At 49.0% G+C, this 20,352-nt stretch carries 24 protein-coding genes and 1 riboswitch; of the genes, 16 read left to right on the forward strand and 8 right to left on the reverse strand.

What is annotated here, in order from left to right:
• Positions 1-2: 2 nt before the first annotated feature.
• The 3 genes from KNO85_RS00100 to KNO85_RS00110 all read left to right on the forward strand — a co-directional run bounded on the left by KNO85_RS00100 (position 3) and on the right by KNO85_RS00110 (position 3,944).
• Positions 3-2,657, forward strand: coding sequence for an MMPL family transporter (locus KNO85_RS00100; RefSeq protein ID WP_214785837.1), 2,655 nt, complete (start codon positions 3-5; stop codon positions 2,655-2,657).
• 103 nt (positions 2,658-2,760) lie between these two features.
• Positions 2,761-3,045, forward strand: a complete 285-nt coding sequence (locus KNO85_RS00105; RefSeq protein WP_214785839.1) for a putative quinol monooxygenase — start codon at positions 2,761-2,763, stop codon at positions 3,043-3,045.
• A 14-nt stretch (positions 3,046-3,059) separates the two neighbouring features.
• Entirely contained in the window at positions 3,060-3,944 is an 885-nt protein-coding gene (locus KNO85_RS00110) for a VOC family protein (RefSeq protein ID WP_214785842.1), read from the forward strand.
• Between the two features lie 35 nt (positions 3,945-3,979).
• Here the strand turns inward: KNO85_RS00110 and KNO85_RS00115 are convergent, their stop codons facing one another.
• The 3 genes from KNO85_RS00115 to KNO85_RS00125 form a co-directional block, all read right to left on the reverse strand.
• Positions 3,980-5,797 carry an LTA synthase family protein gene (locus KNO85_RS00115; RefSeq protein ID WP_214785844.1) on the reverse strand — a complete coding sequence of 606 codons (1,818 nt, stop codon included), beginning with the start codon at positions 5,795-5,797 and terminating at the stop codon, positions 3,980-3,982.
• A gap of 88 nt (positions 5,798-5,885) precedes the next feature.
• Complete coding sequence (locus tag KNO85_RS00120; protein ID WP_214785846.1) at positions 5,886-6,284, reverse strand: VOC family protein; 399 nt, start codon at positions 6,282-6,284, stop codon at positions 5,886-5,888.
• Positions 6,284-6,706: a VOC family protein gene (locus KNO85_RS00125; protein ID WP_214785848.1), complete on the reverse strand. Its 423-nt coding sequence runs from the start codon at positions 6,704-6,706 to the stop codon at positions 6,284-6,286. The genes KNO85_RS00120 and KNO85_RS00125 overlap by 1 nt, the downstream gene beginning before the upstream one ends.
• A 118-nt stretch (positions 6,707-6,824) precedes the next feature.
• Between KNO85_RS00125 and KNO85_RS00130 the strand changes: the two genes are divergently transcribed.
• Complete coding sequence (locus KNO85_RS00130) at positions 6,825-7,301, forward strand: GNAT family N-acetyltransferase (RefSeq protein WP_214785850.1); 477 nt, start codon at positions 6,825-6,827, stop codon at positions 7,299-7,301.
• 29 nt (positions 7,302-7,330) lie between these two features.
• On the opposite strand, the gene thiW is transcribed toward KNO85_RS00130, so the two are convergent.
• From thiW to KNO85_RS00145, 3 genes are all read right to left on the reverse strand, one after another.
• Positions 7,331-7,816, reverse strand: a complete 486-nt coding sequence (gene thiW / locus KNO85_RS00135) for an energy coupling factor transporter S component ThiW (RefSeq protein ID WP_214785852.1) — start codon at positions 7,814-7,816, stop codon at positions 7,331-7,333.
• Positions 7,817-7,882: 66 nt separating this feature from the next.
• A riboswitch (TPP riboswitch) is annotated at positions 7,883-7,981 on the reverse strand.
• A 50-nt stretch (positions 7,982-8,031) separates the two neighbouring features.
• Positions 8,032-8,772, reverse strand: a complete 741-nt coding sequence (locus KNO85_RS00140) for a hypothetical protein (protein ID WP_214785854.1) — start codon at positions 8,770-8,772, stop codon at positions 8,032-8,034.
• A 73-nt stretch (positions 8,773-8,845) separates the two neighbouring features.
• Positions 8,846-9,538 carry a hypothetical protein gene (locus KNO85_RS00145; protein WP_214785856.1) on the reverse strand — a complete coding sequence of 231 codons (693 nt, stop codon included), beginning with the start codon at positions 9,536-9,538 and terminating at the stop codon, positions 8,846-8,848.
• A 94-nt stretch (positions 9,539-9,632) separates the two neighbouring features.
• Here KNO85_RS00145 and KNO85_RS00150 point away from each other — a divergent pair, with 94 nt between their 5' ends.
• From KNO85_RS00150 to KNO85_RS00205, 12 genes are all read left to right on the forward strand, one after another.
• Positions 9,633-10,553: an AAA family ATPase gene (locus KNO85_RS00150; protein ID WP_214785858.1), complete on the forward strand. Its 921-nt coding sequence runs from the start codon at positions 9,633-9,635 to the stop codon at positions 10,551-10,553.
• A gap of 2 nt (positions 10,554-10,555) precedes the next feature.
• A complete protein-coding gene (locus tag KNO85_RS00155; RefSeq protein WP_214785860.1) occupies positions 10,556-11,608 on the forward strand; it encodes a DUF58 domain-containing protein in 1,053 nt (350 codons plus the stop codon).
• A gap of 64 nt (positions 11,609-11,672) precedes the next feature.
• On the forward strand, positions 11,673-12,212 hold the full coding sequence (locus tag KNO85_RS00160; protein WP_214785862.1) for a ribonuclease FAU-1 family protein: 540 nt from the start codon (positions 11,673-11,675) through the stop codon (positions 12,210-12,212).
• 48 nt (positions 12,213-12,260) lie between these two features.
• A complete protein-coding gene (locus KNO85_RS00165; RefSeq protein WP_214785864.1) occupies positions 12,261-13,391 on the forward strand; it encodes a tetratricopeptide repeat protein in 1,131 nt (376 codons plus the stop codon).
• 11 nt (positions 13,392-13,402) lie between these two features.
• Positions 13,403-13,834: a GNAT family N-acetyltransferase gene (locus tag KNO85_RS00170; RefSeq protein ID WP_214785866.1), complete on the forward strand. Its 432-nt coding sequence runs from the start codon at positions 13,403-13,405 to the stop codon at positions 13,832-13,834.
• Between the two features lie 130 nt (positions 13,835-13,964).
• A complete protein-coding gene (locus tag KNO85_RS00175) occupies positions 13,965-14,408 on the forward strand; it encodes a MarR family winged helix-turn-helix transcriptional regulator (protein ID WP_214744998.1) in 444 nt (147 codons plus the stop codon).
• A 27-nt stretch (positions 14,409-14,435) separates the two neighbouring features.
• Positions 14,436-15,428 carry a ring-cleaving dioxygenase gene (locus KNO85_RS00180; RefSeq protein ID WP_041917956.1) on the forward strand — a complete coding sequence of 331 codons (993 nt, stop codon included), beginning with the start codon at positions 14,436-14,438 and terminating at the stop codon, positions 15,426-15,428.
• Positions 15,425-16,054 (forward strand): NADPH-dependent FMN reductase, encoded by a 630-nt coding sequence (locus KNO85_RS00185; RefSeq protein ID WP_376777990.1) that lies wholly within the window; start codon positions 15,425-15,427, stop codon positions 16,052-16,054. Before KNO85_RS00180 ends, KNO85_RS00185 begins: the two co-directional genes overlap by 4 nt.
• Positions 16,055-16,151: 97 nt before the next feature.
• The gene (locus KNO85_RS00190; RefSeq protein ID WP_214785870.1) at positions 16,152-16,631 is read left to right on the forward strand and encodes a hypothetical protein; all 480 of its coding nucleotides are present in this window, start codon (positions 16,152-16,154) and stop codon (positions 16,629-16,631) included.
• 40 nt (positions 16,632-16,671) lie between these two features.
• Entirely contained in the window at positions 16,672-17,739 is a 1,068-nt protein-coding gene (locus KNO85_RS00195; protein ID WP_214785872.1) for a saccharopine dehydrogenase family protein, read from the forward strand.
• A complete protein-coding gene (locus KNO85_RS00200) occupies positions 17,736-18,233 on the forward strand; it encodes an NUDIX hydrolase (protein ID WP_214785874.1) in 498 nt (165 codons plus the stop codon). The genes KNO85_RS00195 and KNO85_RS00200 overlap by 4 nt, the downstream gene beginning before the upstream one ends.
• A 41-nt stretch (positions 18,234-18,274) precedes the next feature.
• Positions 18,275-19,069 (forward strand): GNAT family N-acetyltransferase, encoded by a 795-nt coding sequence (locus tag KNO85_RS00205; protein ID WP_214785876.1) that lies wholly within the window; start codon positions 18,275-18,277, stop codon positions 19,067-19,069.
• 36 nt (positions 19,070-19,105) lie between these two features.
• Here KNO85_RS00205 and KNO85_RS00210 read toward each other — a convergent pair whose 3' ends face one another.
• Positions 19,106-19,891, reverse strand: coding sequence for an SDR family oxidoreductase (locus KNO85_RS00210; protein ID WP_214785878.1), 786 nt, complete (start codon positions 19,889-19,891; stop codon positions 19,106-19,108).
• A 72-nt stretch (positions 19,892-19,963) separates the two neighbouring features.
• On the reverse strand, positions 19,964-20,278 hold the full coding sequence (locus tag KNO85_RS00215; RefSeq protein WP_214785880.1) for a hypothetical protein: 315 nt from the start codon (positions 20,276-20,278) through the stop codon (positions 19,964-19,966).
• Positions 20,279-20,352 lie beyond the last annotated feature (74 nt).

A 20,352-nucleotide genomic window follows, 5' to 3' on the forward strand; every position in this document is an offset into this window, starting at 1 on the left:
ACGTGCATAAAATCATTCAATGGCGTTGGGGCATCTTCATTTCCCTCATCGTATTGACGGCAGCCCTGTTTGTCGCGGCGCCGAACTTAACGAAGCAAGCAGAAGAAGCAGGTAGTTTCCAACTTGCAGACGATATGGACTCACAGCGGGCACAAGCGATTTTAGATGAAGCCGGGAAGAGTGACAAAACCATTTCCCTCGTCTACGAGTTCGAGTCGATTGGCGAAGCAGAGCGAACCGATGTCGCTCGTGTCATCGAAGAGCTTAGACAGAGTGAAACGGTCGTGACCGATGTTCTCGATCCGTTTGAAAGTGAGGAGACAGAGGCTCAGCTCGTCTCAGAAGACGGACAGATTGTCCTCGTTCCGATCACGGTCGAAGGTACGACAGAAGAAATCAATGCGTTTGCCGATGACGTGCGGGAAAATGTGCTTCCTCAGGACGAAACGGTATATATCACAGGGGAAGAAATCATTAACAATGATGTGAACTTGAGTGCCCAAGAAGGATTGAAAAAGACGGAGATTATCACGGTCGTGTTGATCTTTGGGTTACTACTCCTCGTGTTCCGTTCAATTGTGACCCCATTCATCCCGCTCATTGCGGTCGGGTTTACGTATTTATTGAGTCAATCGTTCGTCGCGTTCTTCGTGGATTGGTTCGGATTCCCCGTATCGAATTATACACAAATATTCCTCGTGGCCATCTTGTTTGGGATTGGGACAGACTACTGTATCCTGCTTCTTAGCCGATATAAAGAAGAGCTGAGCGCGGGGCATTCGATTGAAGACGCAATCGTCAATACGTACAAGACGGCAGGACGGACGGTCCTCATCAGTGGGCTCGCCGTCTTCGTCGGATTTGCTGCCATCGGATTTGCTGACTTCCCGATCTTTAAATCGGCGGTCGCTGTCGCGGTCGGGATTGCGGTGTTGCTGTTGATTCTCTTCACAGTCGTTCCGTTCTTTATGGCGACACTCAAACAACGGCTGTTTTGGCCATCGAAAAAAGCGGGCGAGCATCATGACAGCAAGCTTTGGGCTGGATTGAGCCGATTGTCGGTTAATCGTCCGTTCGTCTCGATTTTAGTCGTCGGATTGATTACGGTGCCTGTCTTATTCACATATGACGATGCCCGTTCGTTCAATACGGTCGATGAGATTGGAGACGGGTACGATTCGGTACGTGGACTGAATTTGATTTCTGAAGGGTTCGGTCAAGGGGAATCCCTTCCGGTACAAGTCATTTTGAAACAAGATCAAGCCATTACAGAATCAGAAGTTCCATACATTGAAATGTTCGCAAGCGAGCTTGAAAAAGTAGATGGGGTGAGCGGGGTGCGTGCCCTCACACGTCCGACTGGCGAAGTCATCGATGATTTCTATGTAGACACGCAGCTCGGCGAACTCAGTGAAGGCTTGTCTGAAGCACAGACGGGTCTCGGTGATGTACAGGCCGGATTAGACGAAATCGAGCAGGGTCTGAACGCGGTCGTTGGACAGTTGCCAAGCGGTTCAACCAATGCCGGGGCACCGCTTGCAGAAGCAGCAGCGGGGCTAAATCAGTTAAATGGTCAACTTGGTTTGATTGGACAAGGATTGACAGCGACTCAAAACATTCCAGCTGCCGTCGGACAACTCGGTCAAGTATCGGCGGGTCTTACACAAATCGAATCGGGCATCAATGAAGCGGCGTCCGCATTAAATGCACAAGGTTCTCAAGTCGGTGAACTTGGTAACGGGTTATCACAACTCGCGACAGGTGTAGGTGAAGCGAACGATGGGCTAGGGCAAATCGAGTCCGGTCTTGGCGAGGCGGTTTCGTTCTTACAACAGCTGAGTGAAGCAGATTCACTTCGTGAGACGGGTGTCTATCTTCCGGAGGGGACGCTCACGTCAGATGCGTTCTCACCTGCCGTCGAACGCTACGTCTTTGATGAAGAGACAGCGACTCAGCTCGAAGTCGTACTCGAGATGGATCCTTATTCACCAGAAGCGATTGATGTCGTCGAGACAATTAAAGAGACGATGGATCGTGCTGTCACGGGGACGCCGTATGCAGATGCGACCATCGGGTATGCGGGTATCTCAAGCATCAACAGCGATTTGAATGAGACGTCAACGAACGATTTCAATCGAACGGTAGCCATCATGCTCGTGACGTTATTCATCGTCTTGACGGCATTGTTCCGCTCGATGATCATGCCACTTTATATGATTGCTTCGCTTCTCTTGACGTATTATACGTCGGCGGCGATTACGGAGCTGATTTTTGTAGAAGGACTTGGCTATGACGGAATTAGCTGGGCCGTTCCGTTCTTTGGATTTGTCATGTTGATCGCTCTTGGGATCGACTATTCGATTTTCCTTTTAGATCGATTCCGAGAAGAAACAATCAATGGGAAGACGGTACGTGATGCACTCATCTATTCGATGATGAAGATGGGTACCGTGATTATGACCGCCGCGGTCATCCTCGCCGGGACGTTCGGCGCCATGATTCCATCAGGCGTGCTCAGTCTCGTCCAGATTGCGACGATTGTCATCACTGGTTTACTATTGTACGGATTGATTGTGTTACCACTCTTGATTCCAGCCATTACGATTTCATTTGGCGATGGTGTCTGGTGGCCATTCCGACAAAAGAAAAAGTCTTAAGTAGAAGCGGATGTCTCGTATAATGAGATATCCGTTTTTTGGGATAGAATGTGGTGGATTCGGGAACAGAAAGGCAGGTCGATCATCTAAGGAGGAATACTGTATGGAAATCGTCATTACTGCAATCTTGAAAGCCCATCCCGGAAAAGAAGAGGCGTTACGTGATGCGTTGCATCGTGTGATTCCACCATCGAGAGCTGAAGAGGGATGTCTCGCTTACGTTCTTCACGAAGCAATCGATGCACCGGGAACGTTTGTTTTTTATGAGAAGTATAAAGACGAAGAGGCGCTCGATCACCACATCCATTCGTCGCACTATCAGGCATATCGTGATGAGGCCGGGGAGCTTCTTGCTGAGCGTGATGTCTATCGTTTGCATGAAGTCTGAAAGGAGACTTTCTCATGATTACGCAACCCGTGATTCCGTGTATTTGGTTTGAACAGGACGTTGAAGAGATTGCCGAGTGGTATGTATCCATCTTTCCAGATTCATTTGTCGACTATACGACAAGATTTTCAAGTTCACCCGCAGGCGAGACGACGATTGTGACGCTATCGCTCGCTGGACAATTCTTTCAGTTGCTTGGGGGAGGGACGACGAAAGAACGAAATCCGTCCATTTCCTACATGGTGTCGCTTCCGACGACGGAAGAAATCAATGCGTTGTGGGAACGATTATCTGACGGAGCGGATATCTTGATCCCATTAGACACGTACGACTTCAGTCAGCGTTATGGGTGGTTGCAGGACCGCTACGGGGTTTCTTGGCAAATCATGCATGATGGCGGGATGGACATTCAGCTCGTGACGCCATGCTTATTGTTTGTCAAAGAAGCGTTCGGTCGCGCTGAAGCGGCGATGAACGATTGGATTTCCATTTTCAAAGATTCATATGTACTGGACGGACACACCGTACGATACACGGAGGAAGACGGCGACGAGCTCGACGGGAAAATCAACTATGCCCGCTTCGTCTTGTCTGGTCGAGAATTTGTTGTGATGGATAGTAATGAAAATCATATGTTTTCATTTAACGAAACACAGTCGCTCATCGCTTTTTGTGAGACACAAGACGAAGTCGATGCGTATTGGGAACAGTTATCGGCTGTACCGGAAGCAGAGGAGTGTGGGTGGCTGAAAGATCGCTACGGAGTCTCGTGGCAAATCATTCCGTGGGAAATGGAAGAGATGATGACGGTCGGATCGCAAGAGCAGATTGAACAGGTCGTACAGGCATGTCTGCCCATGAAAAAGCTCGATATCGCAATATTGCGTCAAGCATACTAAACAAAGCTCCCGAGACAAATAGCTCGGGAGCTTGTTCATGGGTTCATTTGCGAGAGTGCGTCCTTCTCGATGATGGTATCTGAGAGACGGAGCTGGCTGGCCGCACGATCGATATATGGAGCGCATCGATCGAATGCGACCGGTTTTTCTGTCTCGACGGAGTAGCATGTGCCGCTACCAGAACGTTTGGTCAAGTCTGGTTCATAGTAATGGTCTTCGTATCGGAAAGCGCCCGTCCGAAATACGGTCAGATTCGGCGTATCATTCAAGAGGGAGTCGCCAAGCATATACGCCGGAGAGATCCCAAGTAAATCGAGAATCGTCGGCGCGATATCAATTTGTCCACCGCTTGCCTCAATGACTTCTCCTGTCGTTAATCCAGACGGTTTGATGAAGAGCGGGACAGCACGGTCGAGTTGAAACGCGTCAACCGTCGAATCTACTCCTTCGATGGTGGCCATTTCTTCTCCAGGTGCCGTCAGACCGCTATCGTGGTCACCATACATAACGAGAAGCGTCTCATCCCACAGCCCTTCTTCTTTCAATCGTTCGATGAACTGACCGACCGCCGCATCGACGAAATGGACGGTATGGTAATAGTTTTCGAGAAGCGGGTCGTCAATTTCTGACAGGTCCAATCGTTTCTCGTCCTCCGGAATGTCATACGGCGTATGACTCGTCAATGCGACTAAAAACGCATAGAACGGTTCATTCAACTCTTCCATAAATCCGATTGACGTATTCAAGAAATCTTGATCGTTGAGTGCCATCCCGATGATGCCTTGGTCGGGGTAGTCTTTGTCGCTAAAGAAATGATTGAATCCGATGTTGTCATAAAAATCATCTCGATTCCAAAAGTCTTTACGGAATGAGTGCATCGCTGCCGTATCGTAGCCCGCCTCGTTCAATGATTGAGAGAGCGCACTGAATTGATTTCCCGGGAAACGCGTGTAGACGGAACCGGATTTGACAGGATAGAGTGACGTGTTGACGATGAACTCCGCATCGGATGTCCGCCCCTCATGCGTCTGATGATACACGTTCGGGAAATAGAGCATGTCACGTCGCAATCGGTTCAAATTCGGAGTCAATTCCTGCCCGTTGATTTGTTGATCGATGACAGATGTTTGGAACGATTCGAGTTGTAAGACGATGACATTCGTATCCGGGCTCGGAGCACTTAATTCTTGGTAAGAGAGTGCTTGGATTTGAGAACGCTCCTCGTCGGTCAGTCCCTCGTCCCATCCCATGGCACGTTCAACGCCTCGGGCGACATCCATCGCGTGATAGCCCCAAAAACCGAGATGATAATATTCACGCATGTTGGAGATTGGGTCGTCTGCAATCCATTTTTCCCCGCGCTGATAACTGAGGGTGAGCGGAATCGTGAAAAGTAGAAATCCGAGTGTGAAGCCAACGACCGCCAATCGTCTTCCGTGCCGTTTCCTTTCACGGACAGGATGACGTTTCATATAACGTAAAATCAAACCGTAGATGATGAGATCGATGAAGAAGAAAGCGTCGATTGGACGAATGAGCGTCAAGAAGCCTCCACCGACATCTCCCATCTGTCCAATGTCGGACAGTAAGGCGACGGATAATAAGTCCTCGAAATAGCGATAGTACCAGACGTCCGAGACGAGCAAAGTACTATGTAAAAACAAAGAAACGTATAAAATCCATCGACGAATTGGGTAAGACACGGCGAGTGCCCAACTTGTCAGGAGCAAAATCGTCGCCAAATTGATGAGGAAAAACGAGAAGTCGAACGCCGTCGCGGTCAACCAGCTAAAGAAGAAGAGCTTTGCCAGAGAGAGTGACAAGTAGCTCCAATAATCGAGATATTTGATCATGAACAACACATCCTTTTCATACCCATTCCCGATGAGACGAGTGAGGGAAACGTGAAGATGTGTCCAACAAAAAAGAGGCACATCGGCCTCAGTTGATCAGAAACGTATCACGCAGTTCAATGATGGTTCCTTCAGGTGCTTTTAGTTTACTTAAATGTCCATCGACAACGAAATAGATGTTCCCACCGTGCTTCGGTAAGAACGTGACACCAAGTTGTTCGAGTCGTGCGACTTCCGCTTCGAGGTCATCCACATAGAGGGCGAAATGGACGGGACCGGCCGCGTGTTTCGAATAGTCTTGTAACGTTTCATCGGCTTTGGCGGTCTGGAGCTCGATATAAAAATCGCCGAGCTTGAGCCAACTGTTGAAGTCACGCGTATGGAAGTTTGGCGACTCTTGGACGAGTTCAAAACCGAGTGCTTCGTAAAATGACTTCGATGCGGCATAATCTGGGGTTTGGATACAGATATGGTGAATTTGTTTCATCAGGACTTTCCTTTCGTTTGGAGGTCGTTCACGCGGTCGCGGTGGAACGGGGAAGTCACATCTTCCGAGATGAGACTGATCGTATGTCCATCCGGGTCTCGTACGTCAAAGCAAGACATGCCTCCGAAATCGTGAAGCGGTGTCGCAATCAATCCTGCTTGTTCGAACGTTTGATACGCGAACTGAATGTCTTCACAAATGACGTTGAAATAGACATGGGCTTGTCCTGACGCATTTTTGAACGTTGCGGGTTGCGGTGACGAGGTCTGGATTAATCCGAGCTGAGTCGAACCGTCTGGTAGACACAAACCGATGCCTCCTTCCCAGCGACCAATTTCTTGAGCATCAAAATAAGTTGTATACCAGTGTAGGGACTGTTCTACATCTGATACGGGAATGAAGATACTTCCGATTCGAAACATATGATAACCTCCTTTTCTCTTATTAGTGTAGCGAATGCATGGTCTCGAAGATACGGGGGAAGAAACTTTTTATGGGAACTTGCGTATGGAAGAGAGAGAAAATCAATGAGGTGAATGTATGAAAGTAAATGAATTCACGATTCAATCGATTGATGCAGTCAATCGACAGGCGGTCATCGCCCTGACAGTGGACGAGAAACAATCCCGATTCATCGAGACAAATTCCGAGTCGCTTCAAGAGATGGTCGAGGATACGAAATATAATTGGAAGAGCTATGCATTTTATGAAGATGAGAGACCGGTTGGTTTCATGATGATCGGAGCAGAAAACCAGACAGAACGGTATGTGTGGCTCGATCGTTTCATGATGGATCAAAACGAACAGGGGAAAGGCGTCGGGACGAAGTGTCTACGCATCGCAGTGGAATTTATCCAGACAGAGTACGATGTGGATGATATCATCCTGAGCCTCCATCCAGAGAATGAAGCGGCGAAACGATTTTATGCGAAGAACGGCTTTGTCGACAGCGGCTTAATCGATGAATCGAACGGCGAAGCAATTTGGGTCTATCACACAAGAACCCGACCGTCATGAGTCGGTCGGGTTCTCGGATCAACAATTTGTTATTTGAGGACACTTGGTCGCAACTGTTTGACGCGCGACAAAACGAGCCAACCGAGAAGCGCTCCCGTCAAACTAGAAGCAAGGAACGCCGGCACGAAGAAGAAGGCGCCGAACGTTGAACCCATTAACAGTTTTGCGTACGGAACGGCAATCAACGAGGCGATGACACCAGTTCCGATGATTTCTCCGAGAGCGGCAGCATAGAGATGGTTCGTGCGAACGAAGAAGATGCCGGCAAGACACGCCCCAATCATGCCGCCAGGGAATGCGAGCAGTGACCCGGTCCCGGTCATGACGCGAATGAGTCCTGTGACGAAAGCGACGAGAACGGCTCCGATCGGACCGACGGTGACTGCTGCAATCACGTTCACCATGTGTTGAATCGGATAAGCGCGAGCGACACCTGTGGGAATCGAGATGAACATCGAGCCGACGACGGCGATGGCAACGAGCATTGCCATCCAAGTGAGTTGTTGAATACGCATGAATAGTCTCCTTTCAAAATAAAAACGCCACGTTTCCAGACGGAAAAATGGCGTGGATATACAGAGACGTATCCCAAGCCACTTCCCTACGCTGGTATGAGCCAGATCAGGTTCAAAGGGTCCGGCAAATGCCGTCTCAGCCCGAGGGCTCCCCTAGCGGTCGTTTATTGGTTTGAGTATAACATAGCTATCTGAAATCGGGAGGGTTCATGAAATTATCCTTCATTCTTGGCTAACAGGTTCTCATAGTCCTTCTCGTTCCAAAAGAGCGGTGAAATGGACTCAGGACCTTTTAAAATTTCTCCATCTTGGTCATATATGATGGCATACCCGCCTTCGACATCGAACACGAACAAGTCGGCAGTCACTTCGGTCACGCCATTGCCAGCGATAATCACATCGTCAATTGGTTCTCTTGAAAGTTCGACACCCGCTTCATCGAGTTCAACGAGGAGGGCTGACGTGTAGGCATGCCGGTCATAGACTGATTGAAATTCATCCTGTGTGAGGACGACATCGGTAGGTGGGGCACTTGTGCCGAATTTCCGATTCTCAATCTCTTCAACATATTGAAAGAAGGACTCTTCTTGCCAAAAGAGTGGAGCGACTGATTCGGAACCGTTGATTAATGTTCCATCCTGACTGTCGAATACCGTAGCGTACGTTCCGTCATCGAGTTTGAACGGATAAATATCCGCATATGTGTGTTCGAGACCGTTCCCGGCAATGATGACGCGTTCGAACGTCTCACGGAACGGTTTGATGCCTTGTTGCTCGAGCGCAGCAAGGAGCGGTTTTGTTTGTTCATATTGGTCATAGACGTCTTTAAAGTCTTCGCGTGTCCATTCGGTGATGGGTTCATCGGGTGATTCGATTGGGATCGGATTGTCTGCCACCGTATCCGTACAACCCGTGAGTAAAAGTGCACTTAATCCGAATATCGCCCATCGTCTCATGATTTCATCCCCTTAACTGACATTTTCCACCATTTTATCATTCATGATGAAAAAGCAGAACCTGTGCACATTCTCACTCGGGGTGAGGACGTGTCGCGTAGTGATCGAGTGTGCTCTTGAAGTGGAGCGCATCTTCTTCAGAAATCGTCACGCCTGAGGAGGTACCGTAGCGAACCGCATGATAAACGGACGGGTTCATCGGTAAATCGATGCGTTGGAACCACTCTTGCAGTGTCTCATGAGCACGCAATCGCTTAGCTGGTACGAGAGATTGATTGAATGTGATCAGTGCATCGCGAATCGGGATGTTTGTGAACGCTGTGAGCGTTGAGACGGACGAAGCATTCTCGTGTTGTAAAGATTCGATAAGCGGGTCTGCGTTTGAATCAGCATGATCTCGTGCGCGCGCCAAACGTTGCTTCCGTTTCCGATAGATATAAAAGGACAGGCAACAAAGCGCAAGCAAAGCGACGAATAACCCGAGATTTCGTCGTATGGATTCTCCAGCGCCTGTCAATCTATCGAGTGGTTTTATTTTTCCTTTTTGGGGGTCCAATTTAAACGGGTAATCTTCTTTAGATTCATCCATTAAAAGCTTACTGTCTTCATCTGATATGAAATCCGTCGGAGGACTGTTATTTTCCTCGACCGGTATCGTTTTCGGGTTATAGAGCCACTCGAATACACTCGTCGTGATCACCATCATTGTGAAGGTGATCAGAAGTGTGGTGGCAATCATGAGAAAAAACTTGTTCGTCCAACGCAAGAGGACACCTCCTTTTTGAATGTTCAGACTATTTGTTGTTTATCTTACCATAAAAAGGTAAAGTTTGATTAAGACAAAAAATGGAGGTCGTCATATGGGCATGGAGCAGGTCATCAAACAGTTGAACGAGGTGTATTTAGGAAAAGAGGATGTCGTACGGCTCTGTTGTACGGCGTTACTCGCGGAAGGACACATTTTGTTAGAGGATGTACCCGGTACGGGAAAAACGTTACTTGCCAAGACGATTGCAGCTAGCTTCGACGGAGCGTTTTCTCGGATTCAGTTCACGGCCGACTTGTTACCGTCTGACGTGATTGGCGCAGATTACTTCAACATGCAGACGCAGACGTTCGACCATCGACAAGGACCGATCTTTGCGAATATCGTCTTGATCGATGAAATCAACCGAGCGGTTCCACGGACGCAGTCCGCCTTGCTCGAGGCGATGGAAGAACGACAAGTCTCCATCGGGGGAGAGACGTATCCGATGCCGAAACCATTTTTCGTCATCGCGACGCAAAACCCGATCGAATCGGCCGGGACGTTCCCGCTACCGGATGCCCAGCTCGACCGCTTCTTGATTTCGATTCCAGTCGGTTACCCTGATGTCGCCGAAGAGCGAGAGCTGCTCTTACAAGTCATGCGTCAAACACGGAAAACCGTGGAGGCGGTCGCGACGTTAGAAGAGTTACGCCGCGCACAAGAAGAAGTGAAGCAAGTATCGATTCAAGATGACGTCCTCGATTATTTACTCGGGCTCGTTCATGCGACACGAGAACACCAATCTGTCGAGGTCGGTGTCAGTCCACGAGGAGCCATCGCGCTCATGCGGGCTTCTCAAAGTTACGCCTATCTCCACAATCGATTGTATGTCATTCCGGAAGATGTGAAAGCCGTGGCACCTTATGTATTAGCCCATCGTCTGACGTTGACGCTTGAAGGAGGAATCAAATCGACGAAACAGGATATCATCCGTTATATCTTAGAAACCGTCTCTGTGCCGGTCGAGGGTTGACGATGACGTTCTCGACACATAACGCCCTACAGAAGCAATGGATTCCGGTCTACGGATTTGCCGGAGTGATTCTCGTATTCGTCCCGTATATACAAATCGTCGGGTATGCCCTCTGTTTACTTGCAGGCATCGTCTGGTTCTTCGAACGGACACGGAAACAGTTGGAACAATCCCTTCGGCTTCACATACATAGCCATGAATCCCTTCTCTTCGTCGGGGATGAGACGGAAGTACAGGTGATGTTAGACGGAAGTGAAACCGTCGAGCGACTCGGGCTTCCGATTCGCGTTCGGCTGAAATCCAATACAGCGCTCAGCTTTCCAGACCATGACCGGTCCCCGAATAGTTTGGATTTGACGTTACGGACGGATCAGGCCCGTCACATGCTTCGTGTGCAGGCTGAATTCCGGGGACCGGCCTACATCGAAGAGTGCGTACTCGCTGTGCCGCTCCCATTTCATCTCGGGACGTATCTTCTTGAGTGTCCAATCGAGAAGCGGTGGACGGTGCTGCCTTCCCTCACGCTACACCCTCCGGTCGGCACGAAACGTTTAGCGCTCGGTGATCGCCCTTTGACCGCATCGCCTCTTCGGAACCCCCTGCAGGTTCTAGGGTCGAAGCCTTATGAAGGAGAACCGGTCAAGGAGATTGACTGGGTCGCGACGGCGAAGCTCGGACGTGTTCAGTCGAAAGTCTTTCAAAAGACATCGCTCGATACGTTCACGTTCGCAGTCGATTTGAGTGGACCGTCCGGCTATACGTTGCATCACGACTTCGAGTCGATCATCAGTCAAGTCGCGTACGTGACGACCCGACTCTTAAAAGAAGAGTGTAAAGTCGAGCTGTTCATCAATCGCTTCAATGGGGAAGGGAAGATGGAGCATATCTCCCTTCAGGAAGGGGAACGAGGATCACGCCTCATCCTCATGATGCTGGCCGATCTTCATCCCGGGAATCGTTTCATCTCGACAGACGCGTTCGTCCGCATGGTCGAACGGAAACGCCTGAAGCAAAGTCATCTCGTCTGGTTCAATCAGCATAACCTGTACGACTAACAAGGAACTTTTTTTCTTTTGGCGAACTGTACTATACAGAGATGACCAAAGGGGAGAGATCCATATGGCAAAACGAAAGTATGCGAACCGACGAGACTGGGAACGGATTTTAAAGAACCGCTATGCGCAAGAACGTGTTCAGACGGAACAATTTTCCGGCGTGGTCGCCTTATTCCAAATCGATGAGGTTCGGGCACCATTATATAAAAAGCATAAAGGGGAAGAATTCATTGTGGCGGATGCCGGATTTGCGTGGCTTCAATATTTCCCGGACAATGAACCGTTCGGTGTGACAGCGATGATCAATCCGGAAGGTGAGATCGTCCAATGGTATATCGATCTCGTCGACCGGATCGGCGAAGAAGAGGGTATCCCGTATATGGACGACTTATTGCTTGATATTCTCGTGTTCCCAAACGGGGATATCGTCAAAAAGGATGAAGATGAGTTCGAGGAGGCGACCGAAAGTGGGGAGCTGACGCCTGAACAGGTCGAGCGGGGATGGCGTGAGTTCGAAGCGACGCTCGAACGAATCGAACGCGGAGACTTCGTCTACTTTGATTTGGCAAAAGGACATTATGAACAGTTAAAACAAAAGTTATGAGTAGATCAACTCTCTCTGCTACAGTAAAAGCGTAGGAGGGAGAGTTTTATGAAACAAATTGAAATCGAGACGTGGGCACGACGTAAGCATTTTGAGTTTTTCAAATCGTTTGATGCGCCGCATTTTAACGTGACGGCTAACGTGGATGTCACAAACCTATATACATATGCCAAGGCGAGCGAGCAATCATTTTTCAAACTCTTTTTATACGGTGCGGTGCGAGCGGCGAACGCGATTCCTGAATTGCGGTATCGGATCCGTGGAGAAGCGGTCGTCGAACACGAGGTGGTCCATCCGTCGTTCACGGTCATGTTAGACGAGGATGTCTTTAACTTTTGTGCGGCTACGTTTAGTGAGGATTTACCAACGTTCTTACAGGAAGTGACGACGCGGATGGAACAAGCTGCCGATGAAGTCGTGGTCGGGGATGATGAGCCCGACGACTTACTGTATATCACGAGTGTACCGTGGGTCACGTTCACGAGTATCATGCACCCGACGCATCAGCAACAACATGACAGCGTACCGCGCATCGCCTGGGGCAAGTTTGAACGTCAAGGCGAGCGTCTGATCATGCCGTTATCCGTTCAAGCCCATCACGCACTCGTTGATGGAGTGCATATCGGCAAGTATTACGAAACACTACAAGCTTGGTTAGATGAAGATTTCGCGAAGAAGGTGACTGACGTGCCAGAAGATCATGACTTTGATCGAGCAGTCCGTCTCCGTGAAGAGGGACAACTCGATCAGGCGAAGCAACTGTTCCTGTCGCTCTTACGGAAAGATGAGAAGAATCCGAGGCTACATGCGTACTGTGCGTGGTGCTATGACTCGCTCGGTGAAGAACGTCAAGCGGTACCGCATTATGAACGGGCCATCCGACTCGGGTTGACCGGGGAAGAGTTGGCGGAATCATATCTCGGACTCGGCAGTACGTATCGGGCACTCGGACGATACGCGGAAGCGGAACAGTTATTTGCAGAAGCGATTGAACATTTTCCGAATCATGGGGCGCTCAAAGTGTTTCAGGCGATGACGCACTATAACGTCGGTCGTCATGAAGAAGCGACGGGCGCGTTACTTGAACTGCTCGCGAGCCCGAAACCGGACGAGAGCATCGCGCGATATCGGCGTGCCATCGCGTTCTATGCCAGGAATTTGGACGAAACATATGACTAAAGGAGAATGACATGATTTCATTACGACCAATCGATGCACAAAATTGGTATACATGCTGTCACTTATCATTGAGTGAACACCAGCAATCTTATATGGAGCCGAATGCGATTTCGTTGCTCCAAGCGATGTACGAACCGACGTTACACCCGCGCGCCATTTATGAGAACGAGACGATGGTCGGCTTCCTCATGTACAACACAGAGCCCGAAGAGTTAGATGCATGGTGGATTTACCGCATCATGGTCGATCATGACCATCAAGGTAAAGGGATCGGTCGACAAGCGACAGAGCTGATGCTTGAAGAAATCGGAGAAGGCAAGTCGATCGTTGTTGGCTATCATCCCGAAAACGAGGCGGCGCATCATCTATATGAAAGCCTAGGATTTGTTGATGAAGGCCATCGATTCGGTCGTGAAATGGCAGTGATTCGTCGGAGCGAATAAGGCGGGGGAATCCTGCCTTGTTTTTTTGAATCAAATCGATTGACGGCAAAATCGTCACGTGATATATTTATCTCGAATTAAAGATATTTGAATTTAAGTTAATGCTCTCTTGGACAAAGGAGGGAGACAGATGGAACCGTCTGATGCATTAAAAACGATTACCGTACTGTTGCGCGCCTCTCAGTCGCTTCAAGACCTGGTGAAACAGGAAGTGGCGTCTTACGGATTAAACGCGACCGAGTTTGCGGTACTCGAGTTTTTATATCATAAAGGGGATCAACCGATTCAAGTCATCGGAAAGAAAATCCTTCTCTCGAGCGGGAGCATGACGTACGTCGTGGACCGGTTAGAAGAGAAAGGGTATCTCGTCCGCAAGGCTTGTCCGAGCGATCGCCGCATCACATATGCCGCGTTAACGAATGACGGAGAACACCTGATGCAAGATATTTTTCCGAAGCATACGGAGCATATGAATGCATTGTTTGAAGGATTATCTTTGACAGAGACGATTGAACAGTTGAAACAAATTGGGAAGCGGGCAGAAGCCGCAAAAAAATTTAACCATGTATCTTGAAATCAAGATATAAAAGGAGAGAGAATGATGAATCACGTTAAAGGCATTCACCACGTCACGGCGATTACGAGTAGCGCCGAAAAAAACTATGACTTCTTCACCCATGTTCTAGGCATGCGCTTGGTGAAGAAAACGGTCAACCAGGACGACATTCAAACGTATCACTTATTCTTTGCGGACGATAAAGGAAACGCAGGGACAGACATGACCTTCTTCGATTTCCCGGGCATCCCGAAAGGTAAGCACGGAACAAATGAAATCGCGAAGACGTCATTCCGCGTACCGACAGATGAAGCGTTGACGTATTGGGTCCGTCGATTCGACCGTCTCGGTGTCGAGCACGAAGGGATTCAAGAACAGTTCGGGAAGAAGACGCTCTCGTTCATCGATTTTGACGAGCAGGCGTATCAACTCATCTCGGATGAGTTCAACGAAGGCATCGCGTCGGGCGAGCCATGGAAGAACGGTCCAATCCCGCTTGAGTACGCCATCACAGGACTCGGTCCAATCTTTATTCGGATTGCAGATATCACATATTTCAAACAAGTGATGGAGCAAGTGATGCTATTTAAAGAGATTGGGAGAGAGGGTGATGTTTATCTCTTTGAAGGAGGTGAAGGTGGAAACGGAGCGCAAGTGATCGTCATTCATGACGAGACATCTCCACAAGCGCGTCAAGGGTTCGGTACCGTGCACCATGTCGCATTCCGTGTCGAAGACCGTAGCGTCCTCGATGAATGGACAGCACGTCTCCAACAGTTCGGTTTACCGACTTCTGGCTATGTCGACCGCTTCTTCTTTGAATCGTCTTATGCACGTGTCGCGCCGCAAATCTTGTTTGAGTGGGCGACGGACGGACCTGGATTCATGGGAGATGAGCCGTATGAGACGGTCGGTGAGAAATTGTCACTCCCGCCGTTCCTAGAAGCGAAACGTTCGCAAATCGAGGCGATGGTACGACCAATCGATACGGTCAGAAGCACGAAAACATTTGAGAAAGAATATGAGGGCATGAAATGAGTTTCTTGAATCGTTTGTTTGGAAAATCAGATGCATCACAACATAACCAAGGAGGAACTACTATGTTAAACATCGGAATCGTACTCGGATCAACTCGTGAAGGTCGTGTCAGCCCACAAGTCGGAGAATGGGTGAAGGAGCTCGCCGACAAACGTGGCGATGCCAACTATGAAGTCATCGATATCGCAGACTACAATTTACCGCTCCTCGGTGAGGCTGGACAAGACGCATCAGGCGCAACGGCCTGGTCGGAGAAAATTGCGCAAATGGACGGATTCATCTTCATCGTCCAAGAATACAACCATTCCATCGCAGCATCTCTTAAAAACGCACTCGACTACTTACGTCTTGAGTGGACGAATAAAGCAGCTGGAATCGTCTCATACGGTTCTGTCGGTGGAGCACGGGCGACGGAACATTTACGTGGCATCTTGAGTGAATTGTCAATCGCTCACGTACGTGTCCATCCTGCACTCTCTCTATTCACGGACTTCGAGAACGGCACACATTTCACTCCGAAAGACGTTCAAGCACAATCGGTCAACGATATGCTCGACCAACTTCTTCCGTGGACGGAAGCGATGCAGTCAGTCCGTACGAAAGCCGGAGAAGTTGCAAACAATTAACAAATCGCGCAGCCAGCCTGGATTCAGGCTGGTTTTTGTGCGTTTTCAAGTTGATTGCGCTAAAGTGGAGGAGAATGGAAAAGAAAGGTGGGATTCGATGGTAACACGAAAAATCATCGCAGCTTCCTGGGCCTCACCACTCTATGCGTTTTTGTTAAGTATTGTTGAATTTACGAAACAGACACGTGTGGGAATTTCATTTTTAGAGAGCGTATCGGGATTCCTTTTATTATTTACGATTTATCTGGCATATAGTTTCCCTGTCATTTTGACATATGGCGTCGTGACATCGTGGTTGAGCGATTGGTTAGCGAAGCGATTCAGTTCGGATCGCGTGCAGTGGTTCATTTCGTTCGCTTTACATATTTTATTTGGACTCGTCTTGTCATGGCTGAGTCTTCTCGCAGCCATTCTGTTTTTCTTCATCGATCGTCGACTGATCAATCGGATGGACGTGACGAAACGAGCTGCGATCAGAAGTGTTTTTATCCCAATCGGGTGTCTATTCGTTGCGATGGGAAGTGTATATCTAGTTGGAGTCATTCAAGATCTTTTCGTTCGATTCAGCGCATTTTAGGGAAACGAACAAGGACAAACTGAACTAGGGAGGTTTCAAGATGAAATGGATGATTTACGGGGCGAATGGATATACAGGAGAATTGATTGCCCGTCAGGCGGTCAATGACGGGTTGCGTCCGATTCTTGCCGGTCGGAACGGTCGTCAGATTCATCAACTCGGAGACGAGCTCGGTTGCGAGACATCGATTTTCGCATTAAGTCGTGAGGCGGCAATCGAGGCACTTCGCGATATCGATTTAGTCCTCCACTGCGCCGGTCCTTTTACGGATACGAGTCAAGTGATGATCGAGGCATGTTTGGAGACAGGCACACACTACTTAGATATTACCGGGGAAATTGATGTGTTCGAATATGTTCATTCCAAACAGAGGTCGGCTCAGGCGAAAGCGCGAGGTGTCATACTATGTTCGGGTGTCGGATTTGATGTCATCCCGACTGACTGTGTCGCGCGGAAATTAAAAGAATTGATGCCGGATGCGACATCACTCGCTCTCGGATTCTCGGCTGCAGCTGGCATCTCGCCAGGAACGATGAAGACCGCCATTCGTGGGCTCGGGTCGAGTAGTATGGAGCGTGTGAACGGGAAATTGTCACCATTTTCAATCGGGGCGAAGCGGCGGACGATTGATTTTGGTCGTGGAAGTCGTACCGCGATCGCGATTCCGTGGGGAGACGTTTCGACCGCCTACTATACGACGGATATCCCGAATATTACGACATGGGTGCCCGTACCGACAACAGCCGCCTATGCTGCGCGCGCTTTGTCTTGGTTCAGTCCCGTTCTTGGAAAGGATGCAGTGCAGCAGCGACTGCTTCGTTATGTCGACGAAAACGTATCGGGACCAACTGAAGCCGAACGTGAACAATCATCGACGTATGTATGGGGCGAGGCGACAAATGAAGAAGGACGAAAAGTAGTCGTCCGTATTCAAACCGCGAGCACATACGCCTTTACTGTATACGGTGCACTCGCCGTCGTTAACCGCTTGCTCGGCTCCGGTCGGATGCTTGCAGGAAGTTTCACCCCTGCCATGTTATTTGGGTCACATTTCATCGAGGAGATTCAAGGATCGTCCTCGTTCACGATTGACGAGATACGTCCATGAGTCGGGAAGCGTGGGATTTATTTGACGCACATAGGCAACCGCTTGGACGAACGCATTTTCGAGGTGACGAATTGGAACCGAATACGTTCCATACGGTCATCGAGGTGTTTACCTTCGACAAAGATGGAAAGCTACTCCTTTCTCAGCGGCATTCGGACAAGACGTATCCACTTCTTTGGGAAGGGACAGGCGGCTCGATTTTAGCGGGAGAGTCGAGTCGTCAAGGAGCGGTCCGTGAACTAAAAGAAGAATTAGGACTACACGTCGACCCTGCACAGTTGCGTTTCGTGACGACCGTCAAGCGAGGGACGTACTTCTTGGATTTGTATGTATACGGATGCGAGCAACCGATTGATGTGGAACAACTCTCCTTACAGGCGGATGAAGTTGTCGATGTGAGATTTGTTGATTGGGATACCGTGCTCGATTCTATTGAACTCGTGCCAACTGTCAAAGAGCGATTGATCCGGTTCGGTCACTTGATTCGAACGTGATATGCTACACTCAACATGGAAGAAATAAGGGAGGGAACAGCGTGAACCGTTTAGAATTAGCACGACGCATCGAAGGCATCAAAGCGGAGGGGACGTCTGCTTACATTCGACATCGTAAACAAACCCCTCCCTATGAAGGTGCGGAACTGCACGTAGAAGGTAAAGGGCATGTGTTCAAAATGGGAAACATGAGCTTTGCAGTCGGGTTCGGACTTAATCGACCGACAAGTTTCTATGATTTGCATCAGATGGAAAAATGGGTGCGGGGGAAAAATGTATCCCGTCTACATATCGAAGTTTGTCCACTCGCAGATGACTCCTTACTTCGCTTACTGCAGGAACGTAATTATACACTCGATCATTTCTTAGATGTGTGGATTCTCGATTTAAGGAAACATGAAGGAACCCATGTTTCGAATCAAGTTGAGAAAGTACAAGAGGATACGCTCGATGAGTGGGCGTACGCGATTGCGGCTGGCTTTGCTGAGTCAGGTACGATCCTTCAAGAAACGGTCGATACGGCAAAGGGATTTTATGCACTACCAAGTAATCATGCCTATCTCGTCCGGGAAGAAGATGCTGTCGTAGCGGGAGGGATTCTAGCGACGCAAGACGGGATTGGAGAGCTGTTTCTAACGAGCACCGTACCGTCTTACCGTCAAAAAGGTTACCAGACGCAACTGATTTTGGAACGAATCGCCGAAGCGAAAGCGATTGGATGTGACGTCTTGACGGTGACGACGAAGGTCGACTCCGCCTCGGGACGAAATATGGAGCGACTTGGATTTCAGCCATTTTATCAAAAGGCGGTCATGAAAAGTCCAATCCTTAAATAATCAGGCCACCTCATGTGAGGTGACCTGTTTTTTGAATTAAAGGAGAGATTCAGCACCGTCGACATACACCTCAGAACCGGTGACGTGACTCGACATGTTGCTCGCAAAGAATAAAACGACATCGGCAACTTGTTTCGCAGACCCGGATTTTCCGGCAAGCGGTTGATTTCCGAGCGGATACTCGATGGGGATGACGACCTCTTCAAGCAGCGCATCATCTCGATTGGTCGAATCGTCGATATTCGTATCGATGGCCCCAGGGCAAATCGAATTCACGCGAATTCCGAATTGGGCGAGCTCCGCAGCTGCCATTTTCGCAAAGCCTGTTTGTCCTGCCTTCGTTGTCGCATAGCCACTGAAACCGAAATTTTTGAAGTAGCGATTGCCGTTAATCGAAGAGGTGATGATGATACTTCCACCATTCTCTTTCAAATGAGGAATCGCGTGTTTGACCGTCAAAAAGGTACCTGTCAAGTTCGTCTCGACAACGCCGTTCCAATCTTCTACAGATAGATGTTCAATCGGTGTGATGGTCCCGTTTCGTCCGGCATTGGCGAAGACGATGTCGATTTGTCCGAATCGCTCAACCGTCCGTTCATATGCTTCTTTCATCGCGGCTTCGTCCGAAACATCTGCGCTGATGCCGATGGCCCGTTCCTCTCCGACGAGACTGGCAAGACGCATCGCATCTTCTTCATTCAAGTCGAGAATGGCGACTTTCGCCCCCGCTTGAATGAATCGGATGACAGCGGCACGTCCGATACCGGACGCCGCTCCGGTCACAAGCGCTACTTTTCCAGATAGTAGTTTATTTGAAATCAATCTGATCACTCCTTTGTATGACTCCTTCTCATATTCCACAGTTCTGGAAAAGTTACGCTTCATTTCAAAAAATCATGGTGATGTGACTTCGATTGTACGTGCGATGTTTAAATTGGACTCTGTCGGGATGACCTCGATGATGACAAACTGACCGCTCTGCAATCCTTGTACGCTATTGACGACGCCCGTCACCTCCGTTTGGTCGTTGATTAAGATGACGCGCAACGTGACTTCTTCTGATGATTCGGTGGATTCAATCAATAGCTGGGGGATATCAACTCGTTCAATCTGTCCTTCGACGACATTGTCATTCCACGTACCCATCCAATAAACAACGATTAAAAAAAGGCAGAGAAAGATTAGGGCAAAGGTCAACCGTGAACTCATGTGCAACCCACTCCTTCATTGTCCTGCTTCGCATTATGTCTAATTTACCTTTACCCGGAAATTCTCTCATTACT

Origin of the sequence: Exiguobacterium sp. s124 (genome assembly GCF_018617485.1) — a bacterium.
Classification (GTDB): domain Bacteria; phylum Bacillota; class Bacilli; order Exiguobacteriales; family Exiguobacteriaceae; genus Exiguobacterium; species Exiguobacterium aestuarii.